Genomic DNA, 19379 nt, shown 5'->3' on the forward strand with positions numbered 1-19379 from the left:
TTAGATAGGAATTAGGGACACAGCATGTCTTTCAGCTTTGACACATACCAGGGAGCTACGGAAATCGGTCTTTCTTCGCTGGGTTGCCTCTCACCCGATGGCAAACCGCATTGCCCACGATTCAATAAAAGCTGCTCCAACAAGTGCGCATCCAAGTGCATGCTCAAAGCAATGACAGACTTCCCAGAAGCCAAGACTGAAATTCTCCTGGCTGGCGTCGTTATTGCGTCTACTTTTGCATCAGATATGACTGAGGTTCACGCTGCGTTGTCCGGCTTTGAGCGGGCAATCCAGGCGACCTGTATCTGATCCCTCGCTCCTGCATCACCAATCACATGCCTGCGTAATGCACAGTACAACGATTTGAGACGCTTCAGTCTTCCACTTACGCGTTATGGATTTGATTGACGTTCTCTGTCACGTACGTATAATCAATATAAGCGGCCTTCTACGGTCGCTACCAGAGGTAATGCTTCATGATCCACGAGTACTCCCCAATCGAAATCGGCCTGGACGCCCTTGGCGTGGAACCTAGTCAGAACCCCAGCACTGTGTTCGGGGTGGATGATCTAAGCCAAGCTGACCAGATCCGAAAAGTAGGTGAGCGGATCGAGCACGCTATGAGTGCCTACCCTGAGATCAAGACTGAGATCTTGGCCGCCGGCATCAAAGTCCTCCTCGGAGTGTCCAGTTCGCTGGCGCAGTTCAGGAGTGTCGCTCTCCCTCAACTGGACCGATCTGTGGATACCGTGGCTGCGTAGGTTAGATAAATCACGAGCCCTTTATGGCAGTAGAAAAGATTGATGCCCTGGAGCAAGAGACTGCTTCAGGGCTTGTGCAAGACACCGACATCGAGCTACTCCCCTCCTCCAAGCCTTCCGGCCCCCCCTCGACCTTTGAAAAGCTGTGCTGGACTTACATCTCGAATAAGGATCGCTCACGCTCGCTTGTGAACCGTCTGGCCTTCGAGATGGATCGCGATGAACGCGTTCGCAAAATCTGCAGGGTCAAGCTCCGTCAAAACAAGTGCGAACTCAGCGATTTTGAAGAGGTCCTGCAAAGGACTCTGGAAGTCTTCTTTAGCTCTATGCTGGCTAAGATTGAAGATCAGGATGCCGTCTATGCGGTTGTGTACGCTGTGGCGCACAACGTCAGCCGAGAAGTCCTGAGAGATCGCCAGAAACTGATGATCAATCATCGCTCCATCGAGGATATGCAAGAGAAGGGTGAGGAACTGGAGCAGGTCGGTCTAGCCGACCAGGTAGAAGTAGACCACGATCGAGATATCGATACAGAAGCTGCCACCATTAAAATGGCCGCAGCACTTAAACGGGTGATCAACGGAGAACAAACAGTGGCCAGTTCCGGCATCTATGCCATGGATCAAGATCCAATGGTGCGCCTTGTACAACCTCAGCCAACGGACGACCAAGAAAACGATACGGACACTTCATCGCGAACCAAACCAGCTGATGCTGGTGTGAAGCGTCCCCGCGGCGGAAGCCGGGCCGAGCTTTCGGTTGATCAGCAAGAACTGGTGAAGATCGGCTCTGACCTGGGCCTACGCAATCAAGACTATGCCTTTGCCCTGGGCATTGGTCTCCCTCGACTCTCTTCCTACATCTATGGCCGGACTGCGTCGGTGCCCACGGAGGTAATGGAAAAAGCTCGGGGTCTTCTGGCAGAGGAGCCGCACCGGAGAGAACGCCTTTTGCGTTTCGACCGAGACATGAACGTCATCTTGGCTGAATGGATGACTCGCCTCTCCATCGATGCCGAGAAGGACGAAGACATGGCCACCATACTTGGGGTGACCAAAATGACGATCTACCGGTGGCGTAACAACGAAACCAAACCCGATGCAACGGCCCTGGCTCGTTATGAACAGCGGATCGACTACGAGATTCGTATGAGAAAAGCTGTAGAGCAGCGGCTTCAAGCAGAGCGCTCTTAAATACGAACCCGCATTTATGCGGGTTTTTTTGGGGCGAAAAAAACCGGCTGCAGAAGCCGGTTTTGTGAAGAGCTAATAGGACTCAGCTTTTCCAGGATTCGACGACGTCACCACCATACTGAGTTTTCCACTCTTTCAGCTGGCGGTGATTGCCGCCTTTGGTCTCGATAGTCTCACCGGTGTGGGGATTTCTGTAGACCTTGACCTCACGTGGCTTACGCTGCTGACGATCGCCTTCTGGACGTGCATTGGTTTTGCGCAGACTTGAAGCCGGGTCGAGAATGGCGATGACCTTGCCCAAATTCGCGCCGTACTCTGCCATCAGGCTTTTGAGCTTTTCTTCGAACTCAATCTCACGTTGAAGCCCTGAATCATTTTTCAGCGCTTCCAAAGCAGAAAGTTGCTCTTGCAGTGCTTTTTCTGCAGCACGAAATTCAGCCAACTTGCTCATGCATAATCCTCATTGGTGTACAATTCTGCAAACAAGAATCTATAACTAATTTGCGTTAAAATTACTATACGCTACGTGCTGTTCGTTTTCTACTGACTCGACGGAAATTCTATGATTTGCAACGCTGATGAGTACGCAGAAAGCGGCCGCCACCACCACATTGCAACACTGCTAGCCGGCCGTAACTTCGAAGGTGTCTACTTGATTTCAGAACCACCCAAGACAGCATGCGTTGAGGGGGAGATTTGGTTGAGCTTCATTGCGTCCGACCTCACCGGCAGCATCTGCTGCATAGTTGATCCCGCTAGGGCAGGCTGGGTAGAGGGTGACTCCTTTACGAGCATTCGGGTGCTTCTGAAAGGCCAGGTAGTTCAATTCCAGGACCAGTTGCATGCGCGCATCACCGTGCTACACCAACTGAAAATGCAGTGGTAAAAAAAAGACCTTCTGGAGGGTATCCAGAAGGTCTTTTTTACACCAAGGCCCGAATGCAGGCCTTGCTCAATGCAACGCGGGTGATGCTCGCCATCGTCAGTACCTGATAAGCGGCAACAGCCCTCCCCTCCTCCAGCGCCACTGTGGCTAGCGTCAGCAGAGCATCTGCCGGCACGAGCGTAAACTCAGCGGAACTGGAATCTTCGAAATCAAGGGTGATTTCCTCATCATCTGCCACCCGGTCGCCGGAGCATAGCCCGTCAAATGCATGAGGGGCCTCGGATAGGATGAGGTCGAAGAACTCAACGTAAGCGCGCAACTCGCTGGTGGATCCAGCTGAAAACGTGCGGCCATTATTGAGGGAATTTTGAACGGTGTGAATCACATACTCGACAGCCTCTACTTCGCTGAGGAGGTCCTGGCCGGCCGACAGTAGCGAGTCCTGTACAGATGACCCAGAGGCAGCATCTGTCAGCCCGGTAACATCCAGGTCACCACCCAGATCGCTATAGCGGCACTGGGCGAGCACCTTGATCTGGGCTACGTAGGAAGAATCAGCTTGGACCTCTTCCGCGAACGGCTCCCCATTGGGGAACAGTCCGGAAATCAGCAGGGAACGAGTTTGCGCTTGATTATGTTGTGGGTACGAAATCATGTGGGTCTCCTGAAAGAGTGTGCTGTTGAGGCTTTTCGCCTAACTGCCTTGCCTCAGGGGATGTGTCACATGCGTGTGTAAGATGAAATCACGAACCGATAAAGAAAAATACCAAAAGCCATCAATATAATACAGGTGGCGTATATCTCAGCGTTACAGAGAATTAAAATTACTTTTCTTTGGCCATTTGAGGCTATCGGCGCAGAATTTCAATTCTTGAATCATTAATGACCGTGCGTGTGCAAGACGTTACAATTTGACTTTCTACCTACGGATAGATGGCTCAAAATTTCACTGAGATTTTTTATGAAAGCCCTGGCAAAAATTTTCAAGAATCCCGCAGCCTTACCCACGATCTCATCGGTGGTTATGGAGCTACTAGCGATGTCTAGGGATCCTTCAGTGCCGTTGTCCAGCATTGTGAAAGCAGTGAGCCTTGACCAGGCTCTCGCCGCAAAAGTACTGCGCACGGCCAACTCTGCTTATTTCGGACGCAGCGGTACTGTTTCCCGCCTCGAAGATGCCATATCTACAATTGGCATTCATAACTTCCGTACCACCATTATCACGACAGGCCTACTGAAGGCGCTGCCGGACGCACCAGGCATTGATATGCCGACCTACTGGAAAATGGGTTTGCATACTGCGTTCATGGCATCTGCCCTGGCTGAGAGCATAGGTGCAGAGCGGGATATCGCTTTCACTACGGGGTTGATGCAAGGCATAGGCGCTCTACTCATTCATCTGGTAATGCCCGATGAAGCCTGCACAGTAGTTCAGTCCGTTGATGCATTCGACCTTGTCGGCCGGCGTCCTGTCGAGCAAGCGCAGCTTGGATTTGACAATGCTGAGGTTGGAGCAGAGCTGCTGAAGCGCTGGAAATTCCCGTCCCCAATCCAAAAAGCGTTGCTCACGTATTCCAATAGATCCCCCCTACCCGATATCCTTGGCCAATTGCTATCAGTATCCTCGACCTACGCTTATGGCGTGGTTATGGGGTTGGATAGATCATCACTCGCAGACTGGGTGGACCCAGAGATAGCAAAATCTCTTGGCCTCTCTCATGATTTGTTGGATATCTGCCGACAACGTGTGTCTGAATCAGTGCTGATGATCGGTTAAGAGAGAAGGATTTGTAGTGACCCCAGGGCTCCGCCTATATCAGGCCATAATCGATAGATCTGAACTGCTATCGCTCCCTTTCCAAGAGGCTAGCAAGGCCTGTGGTTTCACCGCAGACACGCTTGCCAGTTGTTTTGGGGATGAGTCAAAAGCCAAACCGCGCCCCCTCCATGACGTACTGGATCGAAAACGAATCGACTTGATCGCAGCCTTTCTTCATTGCTCGGGTTTCCGAGTTCTGCAGATGGCGGACGTTTTTCGCTGGTCGGACTACTGCCTGATCCAGCAGTCAGCGGTCTTCAATTCGAAAGCCGTCAGCCAGAGCCATGAGACCGCGGCCTATTTCGAGGAGGTCACGAAGGCAGACGTCGCCTCATCCCCGATTTTCATCCTGGATGAACTGATCGCAGCCACTTGGTCAGAAGATCTCAAGGAGGCCGCCGAGAAAATAGATGTTCCGTTTGAGACGCTCAATTCGTGGCGCACTGGTCGCCCTAAGCCCTCCCTCCGCGATCTTGCTGCTATCAGGATCGTAGCGAAGCGTATTGATCTCGGAACCCCACTTATCATGATGGCGTTGGGCGTACTGGCGAAATCTGATTTCCAGCTGGATGGATGCTCCGTCGACATTGAAGACGAGCTGAACAAAGCCCTCGATATAGACATTCTGTAGTATCTTTTGCCGCGTTATTCCCAAAAGGGATATAACACGTATTGATAAGAAAGTACCCTATTGCTAGTATCCGTAAGGCTACGAACGGTATTTTACTGAGCCAAGGGTTCTTCTTTATGCGTTTCGATGCCCAGTTTGCATCTGCCATGCTCTCTAGTTTGCGAATTCCTGCACCCGACATCGAAGTGCTCGATGAGGTTTACAAATCAGAGGGTGATGACCTCACCGACGCGATCGATCGGGCAAAAGCCGGCGACAACTCAGCCCTGCACTATCTTCGTGGAATTTTCTTTACGATTCTACCAGGGTGTGCCGAGCGAATCCTCCATGCCAAGCTCCCACAGCCATCCCTCCCCGTGCTGATCAGCATTGGCAAATCCCAGGGCCCGCAGTTCTCTCAAGATCTCAAACAATGGGCCAATGGTGGTTACGTAGACTCAAATGTTGGTCAGCATCTGTGCGAAATCTACCGGAACGCTCATTCGCAGCACAGTGCATCCCAGGAACCAGAGGTGCTGATCGAAGCTGCGGATATTGACTCTGCCGAGGAGCCTGTCACCTCCGACAATGTCTGCGAGCCTGCTGGCGACAAGACCTTTGTTACTCGGCATGTGTACGGCGGAAAGGTCGCCGTTTGCTTCCAGTCCGATATGACCAGGGGTGGTGAGCATACTATTAGGATCGAAGCCGCAGAGTCGACCGCATCCAAGAGATTCAACTGGTCTGACAAGATCAGCATTCAGCTATCTGGACGCGAGCTGCCCGGCGTGCTGGCGACCTTCATGCAAATGCAGGCAAAGTTCGATGGGAAAGGGCATGGTGCGCAAAACGAAAAGTGGTTCACGATCGAGAACCAGCCAGGGAAAGTATTTCTCTCAGTGAATACGAAAGGCCGGACAGCGCGATCGGTGCCCATTGGCCCGGGGGACTGCTTCGGCGTGGTGACGCTGCTCATTGAGCAGATGCTGAAGAACTCCCCTTTCCTCTCCGCTGATACGCTGTTGAACATTGTCCAGCGCACCGCACAGATAGCCCCGCAGCCGTCCTCGAACGGCCACAGATAGCTTTAGATCTTCGCTCCACCCAGCAAGAATTGCAGGAGTGTTTCCGAGCTTGGGGCCTCAGGGAAACGCTCCTGGAACTGGATCGCTACCAAGCAATTGATCACCATCGTGTTCAAACCCTTCGACCGGTATTGCGAGTAGGCCAGATCGTCTTTGCGCAGCTCGGTCTCATATTTCTCCGCAAGCTCTTTCTTCTGCTCGTCCGACAGTTCCATGAACTGGGCCCTGATAGCTTCACGCTGAGCTGCTCCCCACTGCTCCAACAGGTCTGCCATTTGGTTCGATGGTGCTGCTTTCGGCGCTTGCGATGGTGCCGGCTTTGACTTCTCACCGGTTTTAGAGGCGGCTGGCTTTTTGCCTTTGCCTGGTTCCGCGGCCTTCTGTTGAGTTGGAGCCTTGGCGTAGTTGTTGGCTACTGCAGCCTTGAAATATGCCGCAGGACTTGCAACGTTAGCCCCTTCCTTGCGCATCTGTGCCTCGGTGTAGTCAGCTTGCGCAAGCAGGTACTCTTCGTCGTGAGTCATGCCAAGCTCATCGATATCCTTTTGACTCAAGGACAGTGCTTTGAGGCGCTTTGACACGTCCTGGCTAACCAGCTCTGGTGATGGTCCAAGGTCTAGGCCAGGCTGAATCAGTGTCTCCAGCTTGAACCAAAGCTTGTCCATCTTCCGGTTTAGCTTTGTCACGTGCGGCGTGATGCGGAATCTGCGTTCAATGCTGTTGACCTGGTCGATTGCGCGACCCAGCATTTTGTTGAAGTCGCGAAATTCGGCATGTGGCGTAGCAGATCCTGACAGCACAACGCTCCATTCAGACCAATGTGCACGGTACGTCTCCCCCATGGGTGAGCCGAGGTAGCGCGACGTGATTTCGTGGAGCGTGAGAGCAGAAAAGCTGGAGAAGTGGTACTGCATACGCAAGTCGATCAAGTTGAAGATCGCAGGGTCGAGTAGCCGGCGTTTCAGATCAGGCGGGAACGAGAAGCGAAGTGTCTGGCCATCTTCCAAGATGTAGGCTTCAGCGATCAGGTTTGCGATGCCCCACTCGCTCTTGCGGCCAGGGCTTTCACCCTTGTAGTCAAACTCCACCTGTGTCTGAGACATACTCACGAGTACCTTCTTGAGGTAATCACGGCTGTTCGAGGTGGTGTGTCCAATGTTGTCCTCGACCTGCTTGATCGGGATCTCATGAACCATCTCATCTCTCGGCCGCTGCTGGGCGAATTGCAGGAGGGTGTTATAGAGCTTTCGCTGAAGGAATGTGAAGTCACTGGCGGCAGAGACGTTTCGCATCGAAAGGGCTTCGGTTGCCTTTCTCAGCTCGACGGCTTTGGAGGGTTCTACATCACGAACGACCTGGAGCTTGGGTGCTCTCTTGCGTTTCGCTGGACTGGTATCCGTTGTCGCTCCGGCTGTACGCTTTGCTCTCCGAGCTCGCGGTGTGGGGGTTTCTGAGTCCATGTGAATTGTGCCATCGGTGACTGTGGTGGCACATTACTCGAACGTATGAGTTCTGGTCAACGAAAATACGGTTCCAACGTCAGTGCCCAATTGTGCCATCCCTAGGGACCGCTTTTGACCTTCGCTTTTGACTCAAAAAAGCGATAGCAAAAAACCTACAACAGCTTGTTTCTGTTTTCACTGCTTTTTTAAAGCTTTGTTAGTGAATCCCTCGACCCCTTGATACACAAGGGCTCTAGCCATTTTTGTGTGCCATCTCCAGGGGGAACAGTGCCATCCTCCGAGACTAATGTGCCGGCGGTAGATGGCTCCGGTGCCATCCTTAGAAACATGTGCCACCTTTAGACCCTTACTGTGCCATCGCTAGCCGATCTTGTGAATTGTGCCACTGTTAGGCATGTGGCTTTCTAGCGATGGCACAATTGGATCGAGCCTAGTAAATACGGGCCCTCCAGCCATTACTGATGATCGATTTCGCATCAGCACCCTCCCTAACGATGGCACTCTTCATCACGATTCGTGGCACGCGAATCCCAGCGATCTGCCGAAATTGCTTTAGCAGTGCTCTAACAATGGCACATTTCGTTTCTTTAAGCTTATCAGACACCTACAGCCCCCCCCCCCATGGCCCTGACGATGGCACAATTGATGATTCAAGGGGGGGAGATCCCCCTACACCCCCCCTAGTACTGGCTTGCCACGACGCATAATGACTCAACCGCTTTGAACTAGTTGAACGGAGCCCGCGATCGGCATCGTTGATATAGTTTTCACTGTGAAAAGTGGCATAAGACTGATGGGGAGGTACTCGAAGCGTGGCACATTTGGCTGGGTGTCCACTGCCCCTACCTCATCTAGAGATGGCACATTTCGGTCGGCTTCCGTATTTCGCCCACTAACCATGGCACATTTTGGCAATTTCGAGCTGTCGCGCCTCTAGAGATGGCACATTTCGCTGTTTCGCCCTGTGATCCGCCAGCCAGGTCCAGGGAGGTCCACGCCTACGAAGGGCGCTACCTCTAGCCATGGCACAATTGGCTTCATGAGGTTTTCACGTGAAAACACTGCAGGCGGTCCCAGCAGGTCAACTCGATCAAGAGCTCTGGGTCGCTTGAGCCATGACAGAGAGAAAAAGGGGGGGCGATCGAGTCGACCAGGCCACGAAACAAGATGCCAGGCTGTTACGCGTGCTTGGCCGTACCTATCCATCTTCGAAACGTCGCAGTCATCATCGATCCCTGCCGGCGAGCCGGTTGCGTTTGATGGAACGAGCATGGGCGATAACGGCGGAATATGAAACCGTTGCCAGAGTGCCCGTGACCTTATCGGGAACAGCCGTGTTGCCGGCCTAATTGGCGGGAGTAATGTAGCTGCTCGGCCTGGCAAGGCCTCCTAAATGGCAGCCGGACCGAGCGAGCCCGCACGCAGCTATAACCCGGGCGGTAACCGGTGCGCAGAACACGCTCTCTCTATGGGTATGGGCAGCATGGCCCTGGTCTTGATCGGTTGCAGTCTTGGCTGGCCTCGCGCCGGCAGTGCTCGGCCTGGTCACATATGGCAGTGAGCGCGAATGACCCTGTGAAGGCCCAATTGCAGTCAGAGTTTGAGCTTTCGACCGCTTCGCGGAAGTCACCCTCCTACAGCGGTTAAGCCTGGGTAGTAAGCTGAGGTCCAGTGCCGTTGAGATGAAGGGCCAGTACCTCGTGATTCGACTTCGAAGCTGCCTGCGGCAATGAGGCAAAAAAAAACCCCGCTAAGCGGGGTCTGGGGTTATCAGAATTGGAACCGAGGATCACCTGTATCCACTAGGCCATCCTGAGCTGGGTTTGCATGCGCAGCAGCGTCAGCTGCTGGCGACGGCTGGCTCACCGGTCTTACCTTTGGAGTAACCGAAAGGCTGATGAATGGTGCACCACCATCCACGCCGTCTTTGCGCCAGCCTGCAATGCGCATTTCGTGGTTGAAGCCGAAGCTACCCGCGTAGTCGGGACCTTTTTCCTTCTTGTCAGCTTCCTTGAACAGGCTGGCATTGATCCCGCCTACTGACAGTGAGTAGAACTTTTCGTTTGAGCCTTGCTTCTGCTTGAGCCAGACCGCTACCTCAAGCTTCAGCTTCTGGTTACGCTCCTTGTTCAGCGTGAACTCTACATAGCCGATCATCACGGGTGCTGCATCAGATGTGCGGTTCTTGTTCTCGAAGATGGTTCCGGAGCCTTCGCTCAATACCAGTGCAATAGACATGCGTTTCTCCTGATCTGTTGGGGCGGCGTATGCGCCATAGCTTGCACTCTGTTATGCAGCACATGGTTTTGTATTCGTTGCATAACACGTAAACGTACTTTGATTGAATCAAATGATAACAGATTGATCTGCTTGCCCCACGCCCGCAAAGCTGTGCGTTTCACTGTGAAAAGACAAGAGCCCAGTTAACGGGCCAGCTTGTTAAGAACCTGCTGCTTTAGATCCAGAAGGCCCACGAGTCGATGGTCATGCCATTGAGCTGTGCCCCGCTGCTCGCGGTGTGACCACCACCACGCCCGTAGCGTACTGCCCCAGGCAACGGCGGAAAGAGGCGGATCACCGGCTACCTCCGATACCGGGGCGGGTTCGGTTTGAATCAAGACCTGCGACATGATGACGACTCTCCGGGCAGCATCAGGCGAAGCGGCTGTTCGGCTCGGTCAGGGCAGTGTTCTCGCGCAGCGTTCTGCCTTCGTATTCCCCGCGGAAGCGGATCCGGCCGGCGTCGCAATTCGGGGCAGCACGTACTCGACGAAATCATCGATGCCATGGGTAAGAGAGTGGGCGCGGTGTTGACGCTATCGGCGGGTTCCTCATCGACCCAGGCCCCCATCTTGTCGCCCACGTCCTGGCCGGTGCCGAGGATGGCCAGGTGCTAGTGGGCCATCCAAGCGATGCGCTTGCACAGCTGAAGAATGCTCAGGCCTTTTCGTTGGGCGGTCTCGTAGTACATCTGCGCGGCGCTGCGCAGCCAGACGATCTCTAGGTTCGGTTCCAGCACCGGGCCGTACATCAACTCACCTGGTCATTTCACTGTGAAACGTAGGGATGAAACGAGCTCATAATTTAGCCATTTCACAGTGAAAAATTAGGCCTCGGTCATCGAGGACTTTAGGTGAAGTGCATATATGAACCGCCCAATCGCTCTCGCCTTAGCCCCCAACGTAATCAGTACATAGACGGTGCGTATGCTTGGCCTGGCATGGGGTCTTCCTTGGATTTGTAGAGTCTGATCCAACAGCCGGCACGGAGTTAATGCAGTGCCGTTAACCCTGTTGGTCCTCGCATCCCCTATGGCCGCTGGGCGTGTTGGAGAGCAATTCGCGGTAACCGCTCGAAATGGTGTGCTACCCCGTGGTTTTCACTGTGAAAACGTCGGAATGCTGCCAGTGGCGCCAATTGCACCACGCAGCTGATTAAGCCAGGACAGTTCGATTCCTGTTTACGTACTGAGCTGCGCTTTGAACCCATGAGTTCCCTCATCGCGGTGAAGCTTTTCACAGTGAAATAGAGACCCGGAACCTGTCCATTTATGAAGGGGGCCGCGGCTTTTCACCGTGAAAAGCTCGATGCCAGATTAAAAGCCAGGCGAGCTGAGTCGGATCACTCATGTCCATTTGTGGACGGAGATCCTGGTCGGTTCTTAGTGGGACCTGTTGCCTTCTGCCCGTATCAGCAGGGAGCGACTCCTCACTGTGAAAAGCGGATGACTCTCCGTTCTGCGTAGCAGTGGATCTTGTGGTCATCGAAGTTGTAACGCGCATCTTTCGGATCTGCAGGCACAACCCCAGACCTGCAACCCGTAGTCTTTTCACCGTGAAAAGGGAGGCGGAAATCGATGGGCATTCACAACATGCACATTCCTGGACGCTGGCTATTCAGATCGGCAGTCGACTGCTCCGCATAACCTGGGTCTCCTAGACGGTCCGGTAGCACCCGTCTTTGTAAAGAGTCCCGTCCAGTGCCCGAGCGGCACTTTTCACCGTGAAATGTGGGGATGAGTCGGTGCTCGGTAACAAACCAGTTGCGCCGGTGATGTCTGGATCCATGAGCAGAACGAGACTTCTGGGCACGACTCGGAGAAGGAAGAGAGCAGGTGGAAGCCGATTACCTTTTCACTGTGAAACGACCCGCATTACAGCAGTCGGCGGAAGCGCGTCGAACTGTGAAATGGTTTGGCTAGGAGAAGAGCTGCTAGAGCGTTTCACAGTGAAAAGCATGACGGCGTGACTTCACTCATGCATCAAATGGGCTATGCGGTGCGCAGTGAGCAGTGTGAGGTGTGCACTGCATAGTAAACACTGCACAGTGTGCAGTTGGTAGTGAGCGCGGATAGAGGGAGCCTGCTACATAGTTGCCATGGGAAAGAGGCTAGTTTTTCACAGTGAAACGCCAAGGAGGGGGGTGTTATTTTTCACTGTGAAAAATAGCCAGGAGGACAAGAAGTGATGTGAACCAAGACCGAGCTTTTCACAGTGAAACTACGAAAAACTCAACAATATCAGTGGATTATGAAGGGAAAGGCGAGGGCGCCTTGCCGCCGGAGGGACCGGCGGCGGAAGGGATATTAACTACGCGTTTTGAGCATCTCCTCGATGTATGCGAGGACCTCTGCGGGATCAATGCCTTTGGGAGGGGTGAGAATCAACTTGCGCCCATCGATACGGGCATCCAGCTGGGTGCGTTCCTTGTAATCGATTTGCCGCGGAGGAACAGGGGCCTGAGGTGATGTCTTGCGCCGAATCTCACCTTTGGCCCAGTTGATTGCGCTGTCCTGGGATGCACCTTCTTTAATACGGTTTGCGGCGGCCAGAACGGTTTCAATATGTCCCTTGTCAGCCAAAGCAACCATATCGGAGACAACCCTGTTACCAATCAGGTCAGGATCTTCTTCCAGCAGTGAAATGACACCCTCAGGCAGCTTGAAATAAGCAAGGCAGCGGCTGATCGTGGCCATGCTTCGACCGACACGGCGGGACAACTCCGCCTGGGAATGTACTACATTGTCATCGAGTAGCTTCTTGTAACTCGCGCCACGCTCAAATTCAGTAAGGTCTTCCCGGGCGTCGTTGTCCGTGACCGACAAGATAGCCGCTTCAGCATCCGACAAATTCCGGATGAGGGCGTAGATGTGGTCTTTGCGGAGCAGCTCATGAGCTAGGAAACGGCGCTCGCCGGCAATAAGCTCGTAAGTACCGTCCTCAAGAGGGCGAACGATAATCGCGTTGTTGAGGCCTTTATCCTCAATCGTGTTCGCGAGAAGGCCAAGCTTCTCGGGGTCAAATTTGCGGCGTGGCTGATACTTCCCGCGGCGTATGAGCGTCAAAGGCAGGAACTTCGCCTCGCCTGGCAATCTCTCACCGCTCAGGAAAATGTCATCTAGGCCCGGTTGGTGTACGTGATCGGCGTCAGAAACTGGCGCTCGTTCCAGCGGCTGCGCCGAGCTGACCCCATCGTCATCAAGGTGCAGAGAGCTGAGCACCTCGCTCATTGGCCGGAGATTGGCCTCCGGAATCACCTTCGGAACATGTACACCCTGGATGCTAGTCGGACTCTCAGCCGGCGCTATTACAGTGGGCTTTCCAATCGGGCTAGAACTCCTCATTTACCCTTCTCCAGGACCGTTTTGATACGGCCGACCATTTCTTCGAACACATGGCGGAACGCGCCCAGAGAGTTCTCATTTCCTTGTTTCCAGAGGGCAAGGGGTACCCCGTCTTCCAGGCTCTTCGAGTAGTCCTCGGAGTGGAACAGCGGCTGTTCCGTCACTTTCCCTGGGAACAAGCTGGACAAGCGAGCGAGGTTAGCTTGCAGGCGTGGGCGGTTGCGCATGTACATGGTGGGAATGGCGACGATCTCAGGTGCACGACCGAAATCGGAGCTCATCTCATTGATCTTGTGCGCAAGGCGGGATAGCGCACGGAAGGAGAACTTGTCCATACGGATTGGGCACAGCAGGAAATCTGCAGCGGCAAGACTGTTTCGAGAAAGCATTGTCCCAGAAGGTGCGTTATCCATGATGATCACATCATAGCTCGACAAGTCGCAGTGCGGGAGCAGTCCTTTGCGAGCACGTTCGATGAAGAGCGAATACCGGAAGTCGGCGCCTTGTGCGTTCCGAAGCACTACGTCCATATCGTCCAAGGAATCGTAAGCTGGGATGAGGTGAGGGCCGTGCTCGCCGAAAGGCTTTTTGATCACCTGGTCAAGCGTCATTTCTGGGAAGTTGCCGAGCCGGATCAGATTCCCAAGATGCCCTTCAACAGCCCTGTCAGCAGGAAGGCCAAGCTCTACAAGCTCTTCGGTCGTTTGGTCAGGATCATAGCCCAGCATGCTCGACACGTCGGCTTGAGGGTCGTTGTCAATGATAAGGGTCTTGAAACCCGCCAAAGCGAACTCGATACCGATATTGCAGGTAGTGGTGGTTTTCGCTGTCCCGCCTTTCTGAACGTAGGTCGAGCAGGTGATAGGACTCGAAAATCCTCTGGTGTTCCCATTCGCACGGCGAATCGATGCAATCAGAAACATGTCAGCGAGCGTGTAGCTGCGGACCTCTACGGATCCACGGGCCACACGTGCGATGTTGAGATCGTGTTCCTTCTCAATAGCTTTCAGGGTCTGAGTGCTTATCATCAAGCGTTCAGCCACGAATTGAGGGGTAAAAGTTAGCTGAGTGAAATCAGTGAAGGTGTACTGATCGAGTGGCGCAGTAGCTGCAGTCATGAGGTTTACCAATGCCAGGTAAGTAGGATGACCGCATTCTGATACGAATCAATACGGTCAGACAAGCAGAAATACGTTTCTACCAGATGAAGATAGACCGAGACATGTTGTCTGTCATCGGGTGCGAGCGCGAAATAAGCGATGTCAACCAGATGAATGAGGGGGTAATTTGCTGATTTAGTGGGGAAAAATGATGAGGGGAGGGTGCTCAAGTATCGATTACGGTAGAGCACAGAACAAAAGACGTGTCTGTAGCAGGTGTTTGAGCGAGGCTCCGCAGCGGAATCACGGCCTGCTCATTTTGATGAGTGCTATGGGTTGCACAAATGGCCTCTCGTACAACTAGGTTCTCTGCTATTTGATAGCGTGGGCCGCCGGCGCCGATGACTCAACAAGAAGGTCTGTAGTAGTGACCTTGGGCATAGCCAAGACTCTTTAACTCAATGCCGGCGGACTTGGCCAGGGAGGGCCTACCGCTGCAGCCGCGGTGTGCTTAGTGTTTGGACGACACCCGCATGCAAGGCGTCGTCCTCCGTGTGCAGGTATCGACTGGTGGTTTCGATTTTGCTGTGGCCAGCAAGCGCCTTGATCATCACCAGGTCACCAGTTGCTTTGGCAAGGTGGCTGAAGCAAGAGTGACGGAGCCAGTGCGTTGAGGCCTCCTCAAGTCGATCGGCTAAATCGAACTGGCTGCGCTGTACCGCGAGGGCAGCTGCTCGATGCATGATCTCTTTGACCGCTTTCAAAATGGTGTCGTTATGGGCGCGCTTGAGCTTTGAATTCGAGGCCAGGAGGAGGGGGGTTGTGTCCTTTACTGGTACCTCACGTGATAGGCCGAACGCCTGACGATACTGCAGTAGGTCCTCATAGAGATCATCGGATATCGGCACATCTCTGATCTTGTTTCGCTTGCCCAGGACCTCCAGCCACAGAGCACCGCTAGCTGAGCGCCGGATTTTGCCCATGGTCGCGCCGGTCGCTTCGAACGTTCGCACCCCGGTCATGTAAAACAAGCTCAGCATGAAATGGTCGCGGGCCCGTTTCCGTGGGCTTTTAGTAGCTGCGATAGCCTCAAATGCCAGGGCAATGGCTGCCTCGGGAAGCAGCCGTTTGATCGTTAAGTCGACGTCGACCTGGGGCTTGGCCACGAGCGACACTGGGTTCGCTTTAAGGCGTCCACCCTTAATCATCCACTTGTACATGCTGCCGATCTGGATCAGAGCGTACTGCTGGGACGCTTTGCTAAGTGGTCCAGCGAACGGCCTCCAGTCTGGGTGCGAGCGCTTGTGTTTTGTATGCGATACCCAAACCTCAGTCGGCTGTGGATCAGCCATAAAGTCGATGTACTGGGTGATATCCATCACCGTTATTTGAGAGAGCTGTTTACCCAGGGTGTGCATTGCCCAGAGAATGAACCGTTCTACCTCCTTCCGCATCACGCGTTTAGTCTTCGGGTTCTTTCCTTTGGCATGGAGCCACATCCAGGCGGCCTCTATGTCGTTATCCGCTTGGATCACATCGACCTGGTCAAGGGCGTCGACAGGCTCGCGATCGAGCAGCGCAATCTCCGACTTGGCCTGGAGGTAAGGAATTCCGTGTGGGGCTGGAGTGATCGTGCTCATCGTATGTCTCGCGTTTTGCCGTTGTAGACAAGGCAGTCATCAATCTCATCGGGCTCAAACCAACGCTGCGCACCTGACGGTGCTTCGCACTGGTACTCTTCCTGCGCACCTCCAGCCGTATCGACACCTTCCCGTACTGCGATCACCACCAGGATGGCCCCGTACGCCGCAAAGTTATCGATCTCTCTGTCGACGACTAGCTCGGCACCGCGGGTAAGGTACCGTTTCCACCGATAGCCATCTATGCCGACCCCAGAGAAATCATCGTCATCATCGTCGTCGTCATGATCCCAACTGAAGGGTTTAGTAGCGGCGGCTGAACTCGCGACCGCTTGTGGCGTCTCGGTCGACGTCTCCTGCGCATGAGATGTCTTGCGCTGTCGTTTCGCTGGTGGCGCCAGCACCAAGCGAGCTGCTTTCACAGCGGCCTGTTCGTTAGGGCTCAATGTCGGTAGCGCCCGGGCGAGGTCATCCCATTTGAAGTCTCGATTCTCGTCTGCAGCAATGCGGCTCATGTGCTCTGGGCGAATTGACCAACGGCAAGCCACATCTGCCATGCGCCATCCCTTCTGTGCGATCAGTTGCTTGAAGTCATCCCGGGGCAGTTTCCCTGGGCGCAAGAGCAGCAATCCGCGAGAAATCTTTGCATTTTTGGCTTGATCCACAGCGCAAGTCTTTTATGTTGAAAGCCTTGATTTTAGGGGCTTTCACGTTGAAATCAAGTGGAAGGATGCACCCGGTTTTCCGCTCTGAAATGAGCCAAAGAGCCGGCTATTTACGCGCTCCTGCGTGAAATCTGGAGGCCTTAGCCCCTGCGAGCTCATCAGAATCGACGCAGGAGCGGAATCCGAGGCGTTGAAAAGGGCCTTGGATCGAGCCGCATTTCATGAACAAGGTGAAGGCGTGCTCTTGCTAGGTGCTCGGAACAAATTTCTGGAACGCAGCGTTGTGCATCCTAGTCCACGAATTACTTCCGGCTGCGCCTGGGCCTCGGCCGTGTGGATCACTGCCGGCGCCAATCAGGCGCACTTAGGCGATCCAGACCCAACGAGGTTCTTCAGGGCGTGTGATCCAGGCCAGGGAGTTTGGCCACGCCGGCAGCTTCAATGCTGCTGGTCGGGCATTGACTGGGCAACGGCCGCATTGTGCTAGGCTTTGCAGCATGACCATGGCTAGCGTTGAGTACCGAGCTTCCGCATTGGTCTCGCATATTTGACTGTGGTTCGCATTTTTAGCTGACGCAGACTTGATCTCCAGCGCAAGCAAATTCGGCCGAACCCCTTGCTCTTAAGGGGTTAACGAAAAATCCCAAACGCCTCTCTGAAAAGCCAGCTACTGATAGCGATGGGCTTTTGGAGAGGTGTTTTTTTTTGATCTGAAAAACTCGTGATAATCGGAGATATTCACGAGTTTTTCATTATCTGGATACGTTCCGTATGATATCCAATACGAATTTGTTGTTTTAGATGCGTAAGTGTATGCTCCACTCTAAGACCAGCCCCCTCCCTGTGAGGAGCGGCCAAGGCACGTACTGGCCCCTCGCCGAGGTCGCCGGCTCCCAGTCTCCCGACCTTATCTCCAAGGATACGCCTCATGGCCAACACCGGACTCTCATCTGACAAAAGGCTGAGCACCAGAGATCTTGTCCACCTTTACGCGAGAGAGCTGCTTGATGCGGGTCGCGAGGTTCGCCAGGCGGAAATTCGCGAGTGCATATACATTCACCATGACCTCAAAGCCTCGCCCAATCTGGTGAACGAGGAAATCAAAAGGTTCTGGAGTGAGACCGGCCCTATTCTGAGCGCCAGGCTGCGAAGACCTGGTGTTCCAAACGCAGTGTGCGAAAAGCTTGATGAGATCTGGGATGTCGCTCTAAAGGCGGCCGATGAGACTCATGCGGTTGAGCGCAAAGCGCTTGAGACGGCGACAGCGGCTGCCGTTGATGCCGCCAAGGCGGCGCAGGACAATGAGCGGGCAGCTACTGCTAGCCTTGAATCCCAGAGCAGAGAGCTCGCTGGCCTCATCGCGGACAAGGAGCGGTTGACCGATCAGCTGGATCAGTCGAGTGCTGATATTCGGCAACTTCAAGCTGAGGTCGCAGATCTCAACAAGAGACTCACTGCCGCAAGTCAGGCTCATGGTGAGGAAATCAAGCGCCTGCAGGATGTGCACAGTGGCGTAGTTGAGCGTGCCCAGGACATGCATCGCGGAGAGCTTGAGCGCCTTCAGCAGCAGCTCCAATTAGCAAACGATGCGACTGAGTCTGCGCGTGCGAAGGCCGAGACTGCGCGGATTGCCGCGGAGGAGCACCTTGAGAGAACCGAAAACCACCTGATGATGGAGACCGCCAGGGTTCGGGATGAAGAGAGAGGCAAAACAGAGAAGGTCGCCAAGGAGCTGCAGCAAGCTTTGACGCTCATCGATCAGCTGCGGATCCAGCGCTCGAAGGCCACTGACGATGCCGCTGAAACCCGCGGTCGGCTGGAGGTTACCCAGCAGAACCTGAGCGCTCTAGAAGCACAGAACAAGGAGCTGCGTGAACTGAACAGAACCCTACAGGCCGCTCTGTTAGAAGGCTTTAGAGGTGGTAAAGCAGCATCTGGCACGGACGAATAGTTTTCTTAATTGACATTTTGTCAATTTGTCAAGTATTTCTTGAGGTTTTCGGATGAAGGGTGGTAGTTTAATAACGCACCGCGTGGTGCGACTTTTAAATGAGGACTTTTTATGGCTAACCGCAAGACATGCACGGACAGTGCATCTAACGAGGCAGCGCTTCTGCAGGTGTTTGCCACCAACACCTTTCGTAAAGTCATCTTTTTTGCTAGCCCAGATACGGGCGGGTCGCGCAAGGATGGCTCCGAAAATAACTGGCCATTGATGGCTGTGTTGGTCGAGGACCAATCAGGCGAGCTCGACGTTTATGATGGGGATTTCCTTACTGCTACTCGTTACCCGCGCTATCTGGAAGTTAAAGCCGTCTTGGATGCGGCCCAGGCTAGCAACGGGAATGTGTTTTATGCCACAGCTCCACTTCCTTTCACTTCGGGCAAAGGAGAGGATGCAGCTGCGTTGGACATGCTCTCAGTTCAAACCGACGTATTTGATCGGTCGACGCGAGCAAATTATTTCAAACTGCTGAGCCGTTTGAGCGAAAAGCAGTACGCTCAGACCTACGAATGATCATGGCTCCCTGGCT

16 protein-coding genes are annotated in these 19379 nt (G+C 53.8%); 6 read left to right on the forward strand and 10 right to left on the reverse strand.

Annotation, left to right across the window (positions count from 1 at the left end):
• Positions 1–784 precede the first annotated feature (784 nt).
• Positions 785–1954, forward strand: a complete 1170-nt coding sequence (locus tag ACI2KG_RS19365) for a hypothetical protein (RefSeq protein WP_110765330.1) — start codon at positions 785–787, stop codon at positions 1952–1954.
• 82 nt (positions 1955–2036) lie between these two features.
• Here the strand turns inward: ACI2KG_RS19365 and ACI2KG_RS19370 are convergent, their stop codons facing one another.
• Both ACI2KG_RS19370 and ACI2KG_RS19375 read right to left on the reverse strand, forming a co-directional pair.
• Positions 2037–2405, reverse strand: a complete 369-nt coding sequence (locus ACI2KG_RS19370; RefSeq protein ID WP_110765329.1) for a histone-like nucleoid-structuring protein, MvaT/MvaU family — start codon at positions 2403–2405, stop codon at positions 2037–2039.
• A 472-nt stretch (positions 2406–2877) separates the two neighbouring features.
• On the reverse strand, positions 2878–3495 hold the full coding sequence (locus ACI2KG_RS19375) for a hypothetical protein (RefSeq protein ID WP_110765327.1): 618 nt from the start codon (positions 3493–3495) through the stop codon (positions 2878–2880).
• 306 nt (positions 3496–3801) lie between these two features.
• Between ACI2KG_RS19375 and ACI2KG_RS19380 the strand changes: the two genes are divergently transcribed.
• The 3 genes from ACI2KG_RS19380 (at position 3802) to ACI2KG_RS19390 (ending at position 6354) form a co-directional block, all read left to right on the forward strand.
• Positions 3802–4617, forward strand: coding sequence for an HDOD domain-containing protein (locus tag ACI2KG_RS19380; RefSeq protein WP_110765326.1), 816 nt, complete (start codon positions 3802–3804; stop codon positions 4615–4617).
• Between the two features lie 199 nt (positions 4618–4816).
• The gene (locus ACI2KG_RS19385; protein ID WP_258373841.1) at positions 4817–5290 is read left to right on the forward strand and encodes an XRE family transcriptional regulator; all 474 of its coding nucleotides are present in this window, start codon (positions 4817–4819) and stop codon (positions 5288–5290) included.
• 116 nt (positions 5291–5406) lie between these two features.
• Positions 5407–6354, forward strand: coding sequence for a hypothetical protein (locus ACI2KG_RS19390; RefSeq protein ID WP_110765432.1), 948 nt, complete (start codon positions 5407–5409; stop codon positions 6352–6354).
• 2 nt (positions 6355–6356) lie between these two features.
• On the opposite strand, the gene ACI2KG_RS19395 is transcribed toward ACI2KG_RS19390, so the two are convergent.
• The 8 genes from ACI2KG_RS19395 to ACI2KG_RS19430 form a co-directional block, all read right to left on the reverse strand.
• Positions 6357–7814, reverse strand: a complete 1458-nt coding sequence (locus ACI2KG_RS19395; RefSeq protein WP_181426701.1) for a RepB family plasmid replication initiator protein — start codon at positions 7812–7814, stop codon at positions 6357–6359.
• A gap of 1773 nt (positions 7815–9587) precedes the next feature.
• Positions 9588–10055, reverse strand: a complete 468-nt coding sequence (locus tag ACI2KG_RS19400; RefSeq protein WP_110765324.1) for a hypothetical protein — start codon at positions 10053–10055, stop codon at positions 9588–9590.
• Positions 10056–10272: 217 nt separating this feature from the next.
• Positions 10273–10395 carry a hypothetical protein gene (locus ACI2KG_RS19405; RefSeq protein WP_258373840.1) on the reverse strand — a complete coding sequence of 41 codons (123 nt, stop codon included), beginning with the start codon at positions 10393–10395 and terminating at the stop codon, positions 10273–10275.
• 315 nt (positions 10396–10710) lie between these two features.
• Positions 10711–10848, reverse strand: a complete 138-nt coding sequence (locus ACI2KG_RS19410) for a hypothetical protein (RefSeq protein WP_181426700.1) — start codon at positions 10846–10848, stop codon at positions 10711–10713.
• Between the two features lie 1554 nt (positions 10849–12402).
• Positions 12403–13326, reverse strand: coding sequence for a ParB/RepB/Spo0J family partition protein (locus ACI2KG_RS19415; protein WP_181426699.1), 924 nt, complete (start codon positions 13324–13326; stop codon positions 12403–12405).
• 110 nt (positions 13327–13436) lie between these two features.
• The gene (locus tag ACI2KG_RS19420; RefSeq protein ID WP_110765322.1) at positions 13437–14558 is read right to left on the reverse strand and encodes a ParA family protein; all 1122 of its coding nucleotides are present in this window, start codon (positions 14556–14558) and stop codon (positions 13437–13439) included.
• Positions 14559–15028: 470 nt separating this feature from the next.
• A complete protein-coding gene (locus tag ACI2KG_RS19425) occupies positions 15029–16180 on the reverse strand; it encodes a tyrosine-type recombinase/integrase (RefSeq protein WP_110765321.1) in 1152 nt (383 codons plus the stop codon).
• On the reverse strand, positions 16177–16845 hold the full coding sequence (locus ACI2KG_RS19430) for a hypothetical protein (RefSeq protein ID WP_181426698.1): 669 nt from the start codon (positions 16843–16845) through the stop codon (positions 16177–16179). The genes ACI2KG_RS19425 and ACI2KG_RS19430 overlap by 4 nt, the downstream gene beginning before the upstream one ends.
• A 928-nt stretch (positions 16846–17773) precedes the next feature.
• Between ACI2KG_RS19430 and ACI2KG_RS19435 the strand changes: the two genes are divergently transcribed.
• Both ACI2KG_RS19435 and ACI2KG_RS19440 read left to right on the forward strand, forming a co-directional pair.
• Positions 17774–18796, forward strand: a complete 1023-nt coding sequence (locus ACI2KG_RS19435; protein ID WP_020190043.1) for a DNA-binding protein — start codon at positions 17774–17776, stop codon at positions 18794–18796.
• A 111-nt stretch (positions 18797–18907) separates the two neighbouring features.
• Positions 18908–19363, forward strand: a complete 456-nt coding sequence (locus ACI2KG_RS19440) for a hypothetical protein (protein ID WP_020190042.1) — start codon at positions 18908–18910, stop codon at positions 19361–19363.
• Positions 19364–19379: the final 16 nt, after the last annotated feature.

Origin of the sequence: Pseudomonas sp. NPDC089407 (genome assembly GCF_044900445.1) — a bacterium.
In the GTDB taxonomy this organism is placed as follows: Bacteria; Pseudomonadota; Gammaproteobacteria; order Pseudomonadales; family Pseudomonadaceae; genus Aquipseudomonas.